Origin of the sequence: Sanguibacter inulinus (assembly GCF_013415325.1) — a bacterium.
GTDB lineage: Bacteria > Actinomycetota > Actinomycetes > Actinomycetales > Cellulomonadaceae > Sanguibacter > Sanguibacter inulinus.
Map to the genome: position 1 here is coordinate 1 of NZ_JACBYE010000070.1, position 14,418 is coordinate 14,418.

12 protein-coding genes and 1 pseudogene are annotated in these 14,418 nt (G+C 68.6%); 8 read left to right on the plus strand and 5 right to left on the minus strand.

Annotated elements, in window-relative coordinates:
• Positions 1 to 245 precede the first annotated feature (245 nt).
• The 5 genes from nrdF (at position 246) to HZZ10_RS19940 (ending at position 6,259) form a co-directional block, all read left to right on the plus strand.
• Positions 246 to 1,223, plus strand: a complete 978-nt coding sequence (gene nrdF / locus HZZ10_RS17820; RefSeq protein WP_056136999.1) for a class 1b ribonucleoside-diphosphate reductase subunit beta — start codon at positions 246 to 248, stop codon at positions 1,221 to 1,223.
• Positions 1,224 to 1,550: 327 nt separating this feature from the next.
• The gene (locus HZZ10_RS17825) at positions 1,551 to 2,489 is read left to right on the plus strand and encodes an AvrD family protein (protein ID WP_179914543.1); all 939 of its coding nucleotides are present in this window, start codon (positions 1,551 to 1,553) and stop codon (positions 2,487 to 2,489) included.
• Between the two features lie 20 nt (positions 2,490 to 2,509).
• Positions 2,510 to 3,253: an AAA family ATPase gene (locus HZZ10_RS17830; protein ID WP_200945533.1), complete on the plus strand. Its 744-nt coding sequence runs from the start codon at positions 2,510 to 2,512 to the stop codon at positions 3,251 to 3,253.
• 19 nt (positions 3,254 to 3,272) lie between these two features.
• On the plus strand, positions 3,273 to 3,974 hold the full coding sequence (locus HZZ10_RS17835; RefSeq protein WP_056137006.1) for an ABC transporter ATP-binding protein: 702 nt from the start codon (positions 3,273 to 3,275) through the stop codon (positions 3,972 to 3,974).
• Entirely contained in the window at positions 3,971 to 6,259 is a 2,289-nt protein-coding gene (locus HZZ10_RS19940) for an ABC transporter permease (protein WP_179914544.1), read from the plus strand. Before HZZ10_RS17835 ends, HZZ10_RS19940 begins: the two co-directional genes overlap by 4 nt.
• 42 nt (positions 6,260 to 6,301) lie before the next feature.
• Here the strand turns inward: HZZ10_RS19940 and HZZ10_RS17845 are convergent, their stop codons facing one another.
• The 3 genes from HZZ10_RS17845 to HZZ10_RS17855 all read right to left on the minus strand — a co-directional run bounded on the left by HZZ10_RS17845 (position 6,302) and on the right by HZZ10_RS17855 (position 8,749).
• Complete coding sequence (locus HZZ10_RS17845; RefSeq protein WP_082544238.1) at positions 6,302 to 6,898, minus strand: TetR/AcrR family transcriptional regulator; 597 nt, start codon at positions 6,896 to 6,898, stop codon at positions 6,302 to 6,304.
• A 159-nt stretch (positions 6,899 to 7,057) separates the two neighbouring features.
• The gene (locus tag HZZ10_RS17850) at positions 7,058 to 7,570 is read right to left on the minus strand and encodes a phosphoribosyltransferase (protein WP_056137013.1); all 513 of its coding nucleotides are present in this window, start codon (positions 7,568 to 7,570) and stop codon (positions 7,058 to 7,060) included.
• Between the two features lie 219 nt (positions 7,571 to 7,789).
• Positions 7,790 to 8,749, minus strand: a complete 960-nt coding sequence (locus HZZ10_RS17855) for an FKBP-type peptidyl-prolyl cis-trans isomerase (protein ID WP_056137015.1) — start codon at positions 8,747 to 8,749, stop codon at positions 7,790 to 7,792.
• A 312-nt stretch (positions 8,750 to 9,061) separates the two neighbouring features.
• Here HZZ10_RS17855 and HZZ10_RS17860 point away from each other — a divergent pair, with 312 nt between their 5' ends.
• Together HZZ10_RS17860 and HZZ10_RS17865 are read left to right on the plus strand one after the other, a co-directional pair.
• Positions 9,062 to 9,343 (plus strand): Rv1322 family protein, encoded by a 282-nt coding sequence (locus HZZ10_RS17860; RefSeq protein ID WP_082544239.1) that lies wholly within the window; start codon positions 9,062 to 9,064, stop codon positions 9,341 to 9,343.
• Positions 9,344 to 9,496: 153 nt separating this feature from the next.
• Positions 9,497 to 10,309 carry an alpha/beta fold hydrolase gene (locus HZZ10_RS17865; protein WP_179914545.1) on the plus strand — a complete coding sequence of 271 codons (813 nt, stop codon included), beginning with the start codon at positions 9,497 to 9,499 and terminating at the stop codon, positions 10,307 to 10,309.
• A gap of 14 nt (positions 10,310 to 10,323) precedes the next feature.
• Here HZZ10_RS17865 and HZZ10_RS17870 read toward each other — a convergent pair whose 3' ends face one another.
• Positions 10,324 to 10,770 carry a hypothetical protein gene (locus HZZ10_RS17870; protein WP_056137023.1) on the minus strand — a complete coding sequence of 149 codons (447 nt, stop codon included), beginning with the start codon at positions 10,768 to 10,770 and terminating at the stop codon, positions 10,324 to 10,326.
• Positions 10,771 to 10,781: 11 nt separating this feature from the next.
• Positions 10,782 to 12,872: a coiled-coil domain-containing protein gene (locus tag HZZ10_RS17875; protein ID WP_179914546.1), complete on the minus strand. Its 2,091-nt coding sequence runs from the start codon at positions 12,870 to 12,872 to the stop codon at positions 10,782 to 10,784.
• 292 nt (positions 12,873 to 13,164) lie between these two features.
• Between HZZ10_RS17875 and HZZ10_RS17880 the strand changes: the two are divergent.
• A pseudogene (locus tag HZZ10_RS17880) lies at positions 13,165 to 14,418 on the plus strand (hypothetical protein); the annotation flags it as partial.

A 14,418-nucleotide genomic window follows, 5' to 3' on the forward strand; every position in this document is an offset into this window, starting at 1 on the left:
TTGCGGGGTGGTGTCTGGGGCCTGAGGGGTCGTGAGACCTCTTGTGTGGTGCTTGGGCGTCGGTGCTCTTCGGGGCGTCAGATGCCGGACAGCCGCCCGACCTGCACTGTTCTGGACGCTCGGTCCGGGCGGTGCGGTGGGGCTTAGGGTGTTGCTGGAAGCTGGTGGGTTCGTGCCTGCTGGTGTGTGGTTCTTGGTGTTTGGTCAGTCCCCACCGGTGTCGGTGGGAGAGGGAGTTCAGAGCGATGTCCACCGGAAAGCTCAAGCTGGTCAGCCGGGTCCAGGCGATCAACTGGAACCGTGTCGAAGACGAGAAGGACGCCGAGGTCTGGGACAGGCTCACCGGAAACTTCTGGCTGCCTGAGAAGGTGCCGGTGTCCAACGACATCCAGTCGTGGGCGACCCTCACTCCTGTCGAGAAGGAGCTGACGACCCGGGTGTTCACGGGTCTGACACTGCTCGACACCATCCAGGGGACCGTCGGTGCCGTCAGCCTCATCCCTGACGCCATCACGCCGCACGAGGAAGCTGTCTACACGAACATCGCGTTCATGGAGTCGGTCCACGCCAAGAGCTATTCCTCGATCTTCTCCACGCTGATCTCCACGCAGGAGATCGACGACGCCTTCCGCTGGTCGGAGGAGAACCCCAACCTGCAGCGCAAGGCCGAGATCGTCCTCGAGTACTACCACGGTGACTCGCCGCTCAAGCGGAAGGTCGCCTCGACGCTGCTCGAGTCCTTCCTCTTCTACTCCGGCTTCTACCTGCCGATGTACTGGTCCAGCCGCGCGAAGCTCACCAACACGGCCGACCTCATCCGCCTCATCATCCGCGACGAGGCCGTCCACGGGTACTACATCGGCTACAAGTACCAGAAGGGCCTCGAGAAGCTCAGCCCCGCCGAGCGCGACGAGATGAAGGCCTACACCTTCGAGCTGCTCTTCGAGCTCTACGAGAACGAGGTCCAGTACACCGCGGACCTCTACGACGGTGTCGGCCTCACCGAAGACGTGAAGAAGTTCCTCCGGTACAACGCCAACAAGGCGCTGATGAACCTCGGCTACGAAGGCCTCTTCCCCAAGGACGAGACCGACGTCAACCCCGCGATCCTCTCCGCCCTGAGCCCCAACGCCGACGAGAACCACGACTTCTTCTCCGGCTCCGGCTCGTCGTACGTCATCGGCAAGGCCGTCAACACCGAAGACGAGGACTGGGACTTCTAGAGCCACCCAGCCTCACCCGACCTCCGAGAGGCCCGGACCTGCAGACATCTGCAGGTCCGGGCCTCTTCGCATACCAGCAGGTCCAGGCTGTCCGGAGCCGGAGCCGGAGCCGGAGCCGGAGCCGGAGCCGGAGCCGACGGGTCCGGCTGGGTCACCGGACCGATATCGAGATCCTCACCCATGTCGGGTCCTGGTGTCGTATCTCGGACACGACGAGCGACTACAGGCGCTCCGAGTGATATTCGGTGTTTGACAGCACTGTCCCCTTGGTCTATTTTGACACTAAACGCTCATTCGGCTCTGTTTGGGCGGACAGGGGGATCGCTCATGGCCAGCCACTACTCGACGATCGACCACGCGTTGGGGGCCCCCGGGGAACGCTATTTTGGGGACGGGCACCGTCGCTCGACCTACTCCTTCACGACGAAAACCCTGGTCAGGGGTCTTGTCACCGGCATCAGCACGGTGACGCAGGACGGGTCCTGGTCCTCGAAAGAGGCGGGGGTCGTCTCGCGGCATCTCAGCACGATCGATGCTGTCTCCTTGGCTGGTCTAGCGCTCGAGGTCGTGCTCCAGCAAGAGCCGGTCGAGCTCGAGAGTCTGATGGTCACCTCGGCGTCGGTCAGGGCGGGATCCGCCTCCACGGACGACTTGGTCGCTGTCCCGGTAGAGGCTCGCGTCGACTGGCTGCCAGAAGATCGCGCTTTTGCTTGCTCCGTGGTGGTCGGGACGATGAAGGTCTCCCTGACCGTCGTGCCGGTCGCGGCAGAGACTCCTCTCCGGGCGGAGGAGCCGAGTCCGGGTTTTTTCGCGGGGCATCTGCGGAGTCGGGTCCAGCACATCACTGACATCGACATCGACCTCGAAGCGGGAGTGATGCGCGCCCGGCTCGGGGCGCTTGCGGCGTCGAGCGGAGTCGCGGACGGATTCCGTGGGCTCCAGAGCGCTCATTCCAAGGTCTTCTCGGTCTGTGAGGCGATCGTATGCCTCGCCCAGCTCGCCCAGGCGATCGCGTATGAGTACGACCACATGTCTCGTGACCAGAGCGCAGTCTTCTGGCTCCGGAGGTTCGACATCAACCTCGTCCGTCCCTGGATCAAGGTCGGCCAGCTGGTCGACGTCCGCGTCGAGATCCTGAAGGCCGATGAGGTAGTCGTCCGTGGAGCCGTGTGGCGAACTCTCCGACTGGCGGCCGCCGGGCAGGGGATCGATGCCATCGCGGACGTCGCGCATATCCTGCCAGACGCGGCGAGTGAGGCACTGTGAAGGACGGTCGACGCGTTGTCGTGTCTGGCACTTACTCAACCGGTAAGACCACGACAGCCACTGCGCTTTCGAAGGCCACTGGGATGCCACTAGTAAGCGCGCAGTCCGCACGAGAGATCCTCACGTCACTGTACCCAGGACGGAAGTTCCACCACATGAGTGCCGAGGAGCTTTTGGCGCTCGGGCTTCGTCGGCTTGGAGAGCGACTGAGGGCCGAGGCGGAGCTCCACGAGACCGGCTTCATCTCGGACGGGTCTGTGCTGAACGAGTGGGCATACGCGGCAGTGAGAGCCCGTATCGGACTGAACCCAGGTGCGGGTATCCCTCAGCAGCTGGTCAAGGCTGCTGTGACGGTCCCGTCGTTGCCATTTTTGAAACGATATGTCCGGGCGTACGGCGTCATGGCCCGATTCCACGCCCGCGACACGTACACCGACGTGATCCATCTCCCGATCGAGTTCAGCATGAACCCGGATGGTCACCGGCCTGTCTCTGAGCGTTACCGCACGCTGTCCGACACGGAGCTGCTCCGTGAGTTCACTGCTCTCGATCTCGGCGTCCACGTGGTCCGCGGCACGATCGAGGACCGGGTCCAGGCGGCGATCCACGCGCTGGGGCTTCCGCAGGTGTCCAGCGTTCGGGCTGCGGTCTCCGAGGCGCGAGAAGACATTGCTCAGAGCAGGGAAGCAGTAGCTCAGAGAATCCTCGCCCAAGAATCCCCACTGACGTTGCGCGAACGAGCAGCAATTACTTTTCGTCTTTGAACGGCTGGTGGAAGGAATCATGACGCTCATCTCACTCTCCCGCGTCGTCAAGAAATACAGCACCGGCGCGCAAGACGTCACCGCTCTCGACGATGTCAGCTTCGGTATCGAGCCCGCGAAGATGACGGTCGTCCTCGGGCCGTCGGGTTCTGGGAAGTCGACAGCTCTGAACATGATCGGCGGTATGGATACGCCGACCTCGGGGACGATCGTCGCAGCAGGTGAAGAGATCAGCTCCTTTGACGATGCCCGGCTCACGCTCTACCGCCGTGAGCAGGTCGGGTTCGTCTTTCAGCACTACAACCTGATCCCGAACCTGACGGCAGCCGAGAATGTCGGTATCGGGTCGCAGTACAGCCGGGACGCCATGTCACCGGACGACGCGCTGGCGAGCGTGGGCCTGGCTGGAAGAGAACGATCGTTCCCCTCCGAGCTCTCCGGTGGGCAGATGCAACGGGTCGCGATCGCCCGGGCGATCGCGAAGAGACCTCGGCTCTTGCTCTGCGACGAACCCACAGGTGCACTGGACTCGGAGACTGGGCGCGCGGTCATCGCACTGCTCCGCAGCATCGCGGGGACGACGCAGACAGCGGTGGTCGTCGTCACCCACAACATCTCTGTCGCAGCCGTCGGTGACGCCACAGTCACCCTCCATGACGGACGGGTGCAGTCGCATGTCGAGCACCAGGTACCGATCTCAGTAGAGGAGATCGACTGGTGAGCCGGTACCTCACCATCAAGCTGGTGCGCGATCTCCGTCGCTACGCGTCTCAGTTCGTAGCCGTCTTCCTCATGGCGCTGCTCTCCGTCTTGATCTATACGGGGCTAGAAGGTGCGTGGAACGGTCTGAGCAACCAGCTCGAAGAGCTCGCCGACGAGACCAACCTTGCTGACGTGTGGGTGACGACGACGGGCGCGGCCGGAGCGCTCGCGGACGACGTCGCATCCCTCGAAGGTGTCAACGCTGTCGAAGAGGCCTCGTTCCTCCGTGCTGCGGCGTCGAGCCACGGCGATGTCTCCCTCGAGATCGAGGTCCTCGGGGAGGACTCGTCTGAGATCTCACGTCCGGTGATCGACGAGGGCTCTCGACCCGAGCACGACGGTCAGGGCATCTGGTTGGCGGTGCCCTTCGCCGAGGAGAAGGGCATCGAGGTGGGCGACACAGTCGACCTGACGATCGGGCTTCAGACCCGGTCGTTCGCAGTCAGCGGCACCTACCACTCGGCGGAGAGGCTGTACTACACGGGAACGCCGGCGCTGGTGGCGCCCGATCACAGCTTGTACAGCTACGCGCTGCTCCCAGCAGCGGAGGTCGCCGACCTCGACCCTGCACCTCTGAGACAGACAGTGCTGCGGGTAGACGCGCGGCCGGACGTCGAGATGCAAGATCAGATTGCTGCTCTTGCAGGGGACGAGCTGATCAGGGTCACAGGGCAGGAGTCGAATCCCACTGTCTCCACAGCCTTCGACCGCGTCGACCAGATCCGGAATCTCTCGTTGTTGTTCTCCTTCATCTTCGTGCTTCTGGCAGTCCTCGCCATGTACACCTCCACCCGACGGCTCGTCGAGATGCAGACACGGGAGATCGCGGCACTGAAGTCTCTCGGCTTCTCGGCCCGGTCCATCGGTGCTCATTTCATGATGTACGGGCTCGTGGCGGGAGGGCTTGGTGCTCTGGTCGGGCTACTTGTGGCACCGGTGATGTCGACCTTCGTCCTCGGTACTCAGGAGGCGATGCTGTCCATGCCGCGATGGTCTATCGCCTACACCACCGTCCCCGTGGTCGTGCTCGTCCTGGTCGTAGCGGTGTGTGTCCTGGGCGCCTATCTCGCGGCGCGCCCGGCCCTCCGAGGCATACCTGCGGACCAGCTCAGACCCGGGATCGCTCGGGGGCGCCGAGTCTTCCTCGAACGTGCTCGCAGCGTCTGGGCGCGGACCAGCTATGGCAGCCGTTGGGCCTGGCGTGACAGCGGTGCCAACCCAGCACGTTTCGGTATGGGGGTCGTCGCCGTCGCAGGAAGCCTGATGCTGCTGTTCGCAGGGTTCGGGATGGCCGACAGCATGAACGGCCAGGTCAGGACAGCGTTCGTCGAGGAGAGCACCTACACAGCTCGTGCCGCACTGGCAGCCTCGGCGGACCTCGACTCCCTGGAGGAGGTCGCGCCAGACGGGCAGCGTGTTCAGGAGGTCGTCGTGCGCACAGATCCGACGGACGGTTTCGACCGCGCCATGACGGTTCTCGACGACGGACACTATGTGCACCTCGAGATGCTCGACGGGAGCGCAGCAGACCTAGGCGTGGTCTCGGTGAGCGAGGCGACGGCCCGACGCCTCGAACTCGCGGCTGGTGATGCCGTCAGGCTAGAGCTCCCAGCAGGCCAGGGGACTGTCGACCTCCGAGTGGATCAGGTCGTCAGGGGCAGCGCTCCGCAGGGCTTCACCATGTCACGAGAGGTGTGGGAGAGCCTCGGGCAGACCTTCACACCGACGACACTGCTCGTCGGGGAGGAGACGTCGCTCGTCGAGCTGCGAGGACGGGCTGACGTGGTAAGCGTCCTGACGCTCCAGGCGCAGCGCACCAACGCTGCAGACATGGTCACCGACCTGGGCGGGATCTTCATGCTGATCCGGGTCTTCGCAATTCTCCTGGCGGTTATCGTCCTGTACAGCCTCGGGGCACTCGCCTTCACCGAACGCACCCGCGACTATGCCACCCTCAAGGTCCTCGGGTTCACGACCCGTGACCTGAGACGCCTGGCCTTCCGGGAGAACATCGTCGCGACCGCCTTGGGCGTGCTGCTGGGTGTACCGGCTGGCTTCTGGTTTCTGGGGATGTACGTCGGGACGTTCTCGACGGCACGTCTGGAGTACACGGCGCAGATCGGACTGGCCAGCATCGGGATCGCGACGCTCATCGCCGTGTTCTTCTCCTTGCTGACGACGGTGCTGCTCGGCAGGCGGATCAGGCGGGTAGACATGGTCGGTGCGCTGAAGGGGATCGAATGACGGCGGGTGGCCGGGCTGTGCGACCAGGGCGGCGCGTCGCTACTACCGGTGGGGGTCAGAGCCGGCGTCCGGGACAGCGCGCCTCCGTGGATCACGCCCGCCACTGAGCACCGCGGCCTGGACGATGTGTCCCTGCACAAGGGCTAAGAGGTCCCGACCGAGCTCAGCGCTGCTAAGGTCGCTCGGCATCTCACCGCGCTCTCTCCACATCGAGATCAACGGGTTCACTCCGGCGAGCAGCGCGTCGTAGCGGTCGCTCACGAGGGCGGCCAGACGAGGATTTCTGCTCGTCTCCGCCCAGCTGTGCAGGACGAGGTGAGCGCGGAGCGCTCCGGAGGCGTCCGACGGCAGCGAGGTCCGGATCGACGTGAGAAAGGCCGCCAGGGAAGGAGCGGGGTCGCGGTCGAGAAGGCCAGCCAGAGTGCGTCCGACCCCGTCAAGAGCCTGCTCTGCCGTCGCGACGATCAGATCGTCCTTGCTGGCGAAGTGCATGTAGACGGTGCCTGCAGCCACTCCGGAGTCCGAGATGATCTCAGCCATCGACGTCGCATGAAATCCTTGGCTGGAGAATCGCTCAGCGGCTGCGGCGATGATGCTGTCACGGCGTTCAGACCGTGCGACGTCACTGAGCCTAGCCATCACCAACTCCTCGAGTGCCGACCACTGTCTGACACGTGTCCCTCGTCCGACAGTGAATCGACCACGATACGTCAGGGTGTGGAGCCGACCTGTGCGGCTGGACGGAGGAGCGCTCCCGTCCTTGCGTGGGCGCCGTCGTCCGCTCCGCCCAGGGCCAGCTCACTCCCGCGCAGCGGTGTGCGCACCCTCGACCGGGGGCTGCGCCGACCACGGGAAGGTGATCCAGAGGTCGGTGTCCTTCCAGGAGTAGTCCGGGGTCACGATCGACTGCGGCTTGGAGTACAGGACTGCTGACCGGGCCTCGACGCCCTTGGCCTCCATGATCTCCATGACGAGCTTGAGGGTCCGGCCGGAGTCGGCGACGTCGTCGACGACGAGCACCTTCGACCCGGGAAGCTCTGAGGTGTCCATGAGCGGGGGGAGGACCCGGGGGTCCTGGAGGGTCTCGCCGATGTCCGTGTAGAACTCGACGTTGAGCGTGCCCACACCCTTCGTGCCGAGGGCGTAGGCGACAGCGCCACCGGGCAGCAGACCACCGCGGGCGATGGCGACGACGACGTCGGGCAGGAAGCCGCTCGCGACCACCTTCTCGGCGATCTCACGCGTGGCGACGCCGAAGGCGTCCCACGTCAGGACTTCACGGGCAGGGCTGGGGGCGGTGGCATCGGTCACCCCTCAACGATACGACCCGCAGAGCGGCCCGAGATCGCACCGAGGTCCCGGTCCGAGGACGCGGGGTCCCGAGACCGAGGACGCGAGGGATGGTGCCGGCACGCGTGCACCACGACGCGGTCGGAAGCAGTCCGTCCCCGGCGTGGTCACAGCCTCGCCCGCAGACGCCGAGAGCCCCGGACCGTGACGGTCCGGGGCTCTCGGTCGAGCGGAGCTGTGTCAGCCTGCGCGAAGGATGTCGACCACGAAGACGAGGTCTTCGTCAGCGAGCTCGTTCTGCGATCCCTCGTAGGCGAGGGACTTCGGGATCACCAGGAGGACCTGGCTGCCGACGGTCTGGCCGACGAGGCCCTGGTCCCAGCCGGCGATGACTGCGCCCGAGCCGAGGTTGTTGACCACGAAGGGCGACCCGTTCTCCCACGAGGAGTCGAACTGCTCGCCGTCGGAGACCTTCCAGCCGGAGTACTGGACCTGGACGTTCTGGCCGGCCGCGACGACGGGGCCGGTGCCCTTGATGAGCGGCTGGACGACGAGGTCGGCCGGGGCCGTGTAGCCCTCGGGGATCTCGATGCTCGGCTTGCCCGTGTCGTCGAGCGTCACGGTCGGCAGGCCCTCGGCCGGCGTCACGGCCTCACCCTCGGCGCGGGTCGGGGTGTCGCGGACCGAGACCGAGTCGAAGACGTAGAGGTAGGTGGTGCCGTCGGTCGCGGTCTGCGCGAAGAGGATGCGCGTCCCGACCTTCTTGCCGACGAGCGCCTCCTGGAGGGCAGGCACGCCGGAGAAGTCCGTCGCCAGGTCCCACTCGGGTGCGGCCGGCTCGGCCCAGCTGGAGTCGACGACGCTGCCGTCACCCGCGTTGTAGACGACGGAGTGCATCGAGGCGAGGCTCGTCTCCGTCATGTCCTCGCCGGTGCCCTCGTCGAGGACGCGGACCGTCGGGGCGGAGACCGTGAGCGGCGCGGTGAACTCGAGCGTCGGCTCGCTGCCGGCGTCGCCGGTGACGGTCACGGCGTCGAGGGCCGCGATGTCCTCGGCGGTGGGGGTGGGGACGTCTGTCGCGGCGTCCGTCGCGCTCGGTGTCGCTGTGGCGTCGTCGTCGCTCGAGCTCCCGCACCCGGCGAGCAGGAGCGCTGTGGCGATGGTGAGCGCGGTCACGGCGCGCGAGGTGCGGTGCTTCAAGACGTCAGTCCTTCGATCTGGGGGTGGTCCGCGGTCGACGGCCTCGTCAACTGTAGCCTCCCAGGCTGTGCGCGGGCTGGGTCCGTGCGCGTGACGCAGGGCTCCCACCAGGTGGTCACGGTCTCCACACACGCGCAGCGCGGGTGCCAGCCAGGCCAGTCGGGCCGACCAGGCGCGGCGGGGTGTGCCGGGGACGGGGAGGCATCGCCAGGCCGACTGTGCCGTGCTGTGTGCGACCAGCCGCAGCCAGGCGCAGCCAGGCGCGACCGAGCACGGCTGGTCTCGCCCGTGCGGCACAGGCAGACTGGAGGGATGCCGTCGTCCCGCCGCTCTTCGCGCCGCCCCTACTCCGAAGAACCCCGCCCTCTCGACATGGAGCGGGCCACCGGGGGTAGGCGCACCGAGATCCGCCGCGGCGAGGAGTGGACCGTGCAGAACGTCCGGTCGAGCGAGAAGACCTACACGTGCCCGGGCTGCCACCAGCCGGTGCCTGCGGGCTCGGCGCACGTCGTCGCCTGGGCCACGGAGTCGCTCTTCGGCCGTGAGGCGGCGCTCGCCGCACGCCGGCACTGGCACCTGCGCTGCTGGGGCTGAGGCCCCTCGAGCACCGGGGGCCGCGCCCGCGCTCCTCCCAGGTGAGCGCACCAGGAGCCACCGGCGACGCACGGACCCCAGCCGGCGAAGCACCGACATCCGCCGGCGACGCACCGACATCCGCCGACGACCGACCGACAGCGAAGGACGACAGTGAACGACACCGACACCTCCAGCAGCACCGGCCCTGCGACCGCGCTCGTCCTCCTGCACGGCTTCCCGCTCGACCACCGCATGTGGGACGACCTGACAGGCTCGCTCGCCACGGACCTCCAGGTCCTCGCCCCAGACCTCCCCGGGCTCGGGGGAGCGGCCGTCCCCGACGGCGAGCCGTCGGTCGACAGGTCGGCCGACGAGGTCGCCGCGCTGGTCGAGGCCGCCGGTCATGAGCGCGTGGTCGTCGCCGGCCTGTCGATGGGCGGCTATGTCGCTCTGGCGCTCGCCGAGCGCCACCCGGGCCTGGTCGCGGGGCTCGCCCTGGTCGACACCAAGTCGACCGCCGACGAGGAGGCCGCCCGGGCCAACCGTGAACGGGTCGCCGACGAGGTGGAGTCCTCAGGCTCGGTCGAGGCCGTACTCGGCATGGTCGCCTCGTTGCTCAGCGACGAGAGCGTGCGGGAGCGTCCGGACCTGCCGAGCATCGTGACCGGCTGGATCCGCGAGCAGCAGCCCTCTGGGATCGCATGGTCCCAGCGGGCGATGGCCACCCGTTCGGACCGCAGCGACGTCCTGGCCGACTTTGACGGACCCCTGGTCGTCGTGGTGGGGGAGGACGACACCATCACACCGCTCGCGGCTGCCCAGCACATGGCCAGCACTGCCCCCGACGCCGAGCTCGTGACGGTCCCCGGGGCCGGCCACCTCAGTGCGCTCGAGGCCCCTGGACCTGTCGCGGCCGCCCTTGACAGGCTGCTCCGGCGCGCGGCCGAGGCGACGCCCCAGAGCCCCGAGACCCCGACCAGCTGACCGTACGGAGCGTGTCAGGCCGGGTCGTCCGTCGTGCCGTGCAGCGCGCGGTCCAGCGCCTCGGCGAGGTCGATCGACTCGCCGTCCCGAGCGCCCTGGCCGAGGACCAGCGGAGGGTCGCTCGGCGGTGGTGTGGCGCCCCGCAGCCGCGCACGCAGCGAGCCCTCGACGGAGAGCACGTAGAACTGGCCGTCCGACCCGATCCCGACGCTCTGGTTCTTGCGGAGGTACCAGCCGTCGATCGACGTGCGGTACGTGCCCGAGCCTCGGTAGCCCCGGGCGACCAGGCGCTGGGTGGGGACACCTGCTGCCTCAGCCCTGGCGACGAACTCCGCGATCAGCTCGCGGGCGGCGGCCGTCTCGACCGACCTGCGTCGCTCGAGCTCGGCCGCCTGGTGCGCCGCGTTGCGCGAGCGTTCCTCGCGCCACGCTGCGTCTGACGTGCTCGTACCGTCGGACACCCGGGCTGCCGTCAGTCCTGGTTGGGGGAGGCGGTCTCGTCCGAGGCAGGTGTCTCAGCCTCGGCGTCGGACGAGCCTGACTCGGTCTGCGTCCCGGTGCCTGTCGCGGAGACCGGCGCGGGGCGTGCACCCTTGCCCGACGCAGCCTTGCGGGCCTGCTGAGCGGGTGTGCCTGCGGCCGACAGGGGCGCCGGTCGCGCAGCCTTCTTCGCCTTGGGGGCGGGCACCGTGCTCGCGGATGCCGCCTCGGGGGCCTTCTCGGCCCCGTCAGCGCCGTCCTTCGTGCTGTCGGCCGAGGCCGCAGCGGATGCCGGTCCCGAGCCGCTCGTCGCCGCGGCGAAGGACTCCTCGACCGCAGCAGCCTTCTCGAGGGTCTGCGCGCTCGGGATCGCCTCGCTGCCGAGCAGCGACCTCAGCTCGTCCAGGTAGGCCGTGATGGACTCGCGCTGGCGGTTGAGGTCGTCGACCTGGCGCTGGGCGGTCGACCGCTCACGCTCGGACTCCACGAGAGCGTCGGACAGGGTCTGCTCGGCCTGCTGGCGGGCCGAGCCGAGGATCTCGGCTGCGGTCGCCCGCGCGGTCTCGGCGGACTCCTTCGCGTGCGCGTCGGAGTCCTTGCGGATCTGCTCGTAGGTCGAGAGCGCCTCGGCGGCACGACGCTCGGCCTCGGCGGCGTGCCGCTCGGCGTCCCCGAGCAGCTTGTCGGTCTCGGCCTTGCTCTGGGCGTGCAGCTCGGTGTCGGCCAGCTGGGCGGCCTCGTGCTTGGCAGCGATCTCCAGCTCGGCGGCGGCGAGGGTCTCGCGCGCTGTGGTGAGCATCGTCGACGCCTCGTCGCGGGCGCTCGAGAGCACGTCCTCGGCCTCGCGGCGGGCGTCCGAGACGAGCCGCTCCGCCTCGATGGTCGTCGACTCGCGCAGCTCGGTGGTCTCGCGGGTCGTGGTCTCGCGCAGCTCGGTGGTCTCGCGGGCTGCGGTCTCGCGCAGCTCGGTGCTCTCGCGCTGCGCGGTCTCGACGAGGTGCGACGCCTGCAGCTGCGCGTTCGCGAGCTGCTCGTTGACGGACCCCTGCGTGGTCGAGCGCAGGTCGTTGAGGTCGTGCTCGGCCTGCAGGCGCAGCGCGTCGAGCTCCTGGTCGACCCCGAAGCGGAGCTTCGCGATCTCGGCCTCGGTGTCCTGGCGCAGCGTGGCGAGCTCGCGGTCGAGCTCGTTGCGGCGGGCGGTCGCCTCTTCCTCGACGGCGGTCCGCAGGGCTGCGGCGTCCGACTCGGTCCGCTGGCGGAGCTCGTCCGTCTCGCGGGCTGTCGTCGAGCGCAGCACGGCGGCGTTCTGCTCGGTCGTACGGCGCAGGTCGGCCATCTCGGTCTCGGTCGAGTGGCGCAGCTCAGCAGTCTCGACGTCAGCCGCCGCACGCAGCTCGCGGGCGTAGCGGTCGGCCTCTTCGCGCTGGGTCGTGGTCTCGGCGACGGTCCGTGTCCGCAGCTCGTCAGCGTCGCGCTCGGTCGTGACACGCAGCTCTGTGGTCTCCCGCTCCGTGGTCGCGCGCAGCGTCCCGAGCTCACGCTCGAGGGCCGTCCGACGCTCGGTCTCCTCGGTCGTGATCGCGGTCTGGATGCGCGCGGCCTCACGCTCTGCGGAACCGACGAGCTCTTCGGCGCGGCGCTCGGCCGACTCTGTCGTGGTCTGGGCCTCGGTGGCCGCGGCCGAGCGGACCTCCTCGGCCTCGCGGCGTGCGGCGGCGAGGATCTCGGCGGCCTCGTTCTCGGCGCGGGCCTTCATCTGCGAGGAGGTGAGGCGGGCGCGCTCGACGGCCTCTTCGGCCTGCCGGGTCGCCTGGTCGAGGACGTCGCTCGACTGCTCCTCGGCCGAGCGCATGAGCTGCTCGATCCGCGAGCCGAGCCCGGCGTAGGACGGACGGTCGACCTCGCGGAGCTGGTCCTGCGCGGCGACGAGCTCTTCGCCGGTGCGTCGCACGTCGGCGTCCAGGGCGTCGATCCGTGCTTGGGCGTCTGCCAGGGCCGACTCGAGCGACCTCACCCGGCCGTCGACCTGGCTGCGGTCGTAGCCGCGCATCACGACAGGGAAGATCGGACGTTCGTCGGACACTGCAGACCTCCGGGGTCGGGGTAGGGCATGCTGCACTGAACATTCACATGCCAGATCAGGTCGTGGGGACGAGAGGCCAGTGAGCGCCGGCCGTCGTCGTCTGACGAGGGCTGACTGCGGTCCAGGCTCGGTCCGCCACCACCCTATCCGTTCGACGGTCTCGTGAACACGGCTCGTGCGGGCCGGTCCGGGGCGGGTCCTGTGAGCGTTCTGGCACGTCACCCGAGGCCCGTGGCCGCTACGCTGACAGATCTGGTTCGGAAGGGAACACTCAGTGCTGCACAGAATCGTTATGGTCGGCCTCGTGGTCGTCGGGCTCGTCGTGGCGGGCCTCGGCGTCGCGTCCGCAACCGTCTGGCGTCCGAGCGACACGGCGGTGATGACGACCGGAGAGCAGTCCGGCGCCACCCTGCTCACGACCGCCCCCGGGGTCCTCTCGCTCGTCGACCGAGACGTGACCATCACGGCGCGGTCCTCCGACGACGCCCAGGTGGTGCTCGCCCTCGGGTCCCAGGTCGACGTCGAGGGATGGGTCGGAGAAGACCCCGCCCTGCGCGTGACGGGCGCCTCGGACTGGGAGACCCTCACGGTCTCGAAGGTCTCGAGCGCTGGTTCAGACACGCGTGACGCGACCGACGCTGCGACCGACACGTCCGCCGACCCCAGCACCGAGGCGACCGCCGAGACCGACGCTGCAGCCCCTGCCGCCCCCGGACCTGACCCCTCGGGCTCCGACATGTGGGTCGAGTCCACGAGCGGGACCGGCACGGCCACCCTCGACTGGGACGCGACGTCGACCGACCAGGTGCTGCTCGTCGCGGCCGTGGGAGAAGACGCAGCGGCTCCCCAGCTGACCCTGTCGTGGCCGCGCGAGGTGACCACGCCGCTCCTCTGGCCCGGCGTCGCCCTCGGGGTCCTGCTCGTCGTGCTGGGCCTGATCTACGGGATCGTCACCCGAGGACGCCGGCGCCGCCCCGTCGTGGCACCCGCCGACCGTGCGGACGATGCCGTGGTGCCGACACCTGCTGGCGGTACTCCCGCTGCCGGCACGCTGACGCGCCGCCAGCTGCGCGAGCTCGCCGAGAAGCAAGAAGCCGAGACCGAGGCCGCGGCTGCTGCTGCTGCGCCGCGGCAGAAGCGTCAGTGGCCCTGGACCGGTGCGATCCCGGTGGTGAAGCCTGCCGAGCCTGAAGACTCCGACAAGAAGCCAGCGGCACCCGAGGCGCACCGTCCCGCCTGGCTCCCTGAGGGCACGGGCTCGACCTCAGGTTCCAGCTGGCGAGCGGCCTGGGGCGTCCGCGCCCCGGAGACCGGGACAGCCGGCACCACGCCTGACGACGCGGCACCTGGATCGGCCGCCGTCGCGGGACCGAGCACCCCTGGGGAGGCCGCAGCCGGCACAGAGTCCGCAGGAGGTGCCGCCGGTGGCACGGCCGTGAGCACGCCCAGCACACCGGGCCCGAAGGCTCCGACCGCTCCGACCCCGACGACCCGGTCGGCCCCGTCCGCACCGACGGCACCGTCCGGGCAGCGCCCGGCCCCGCAG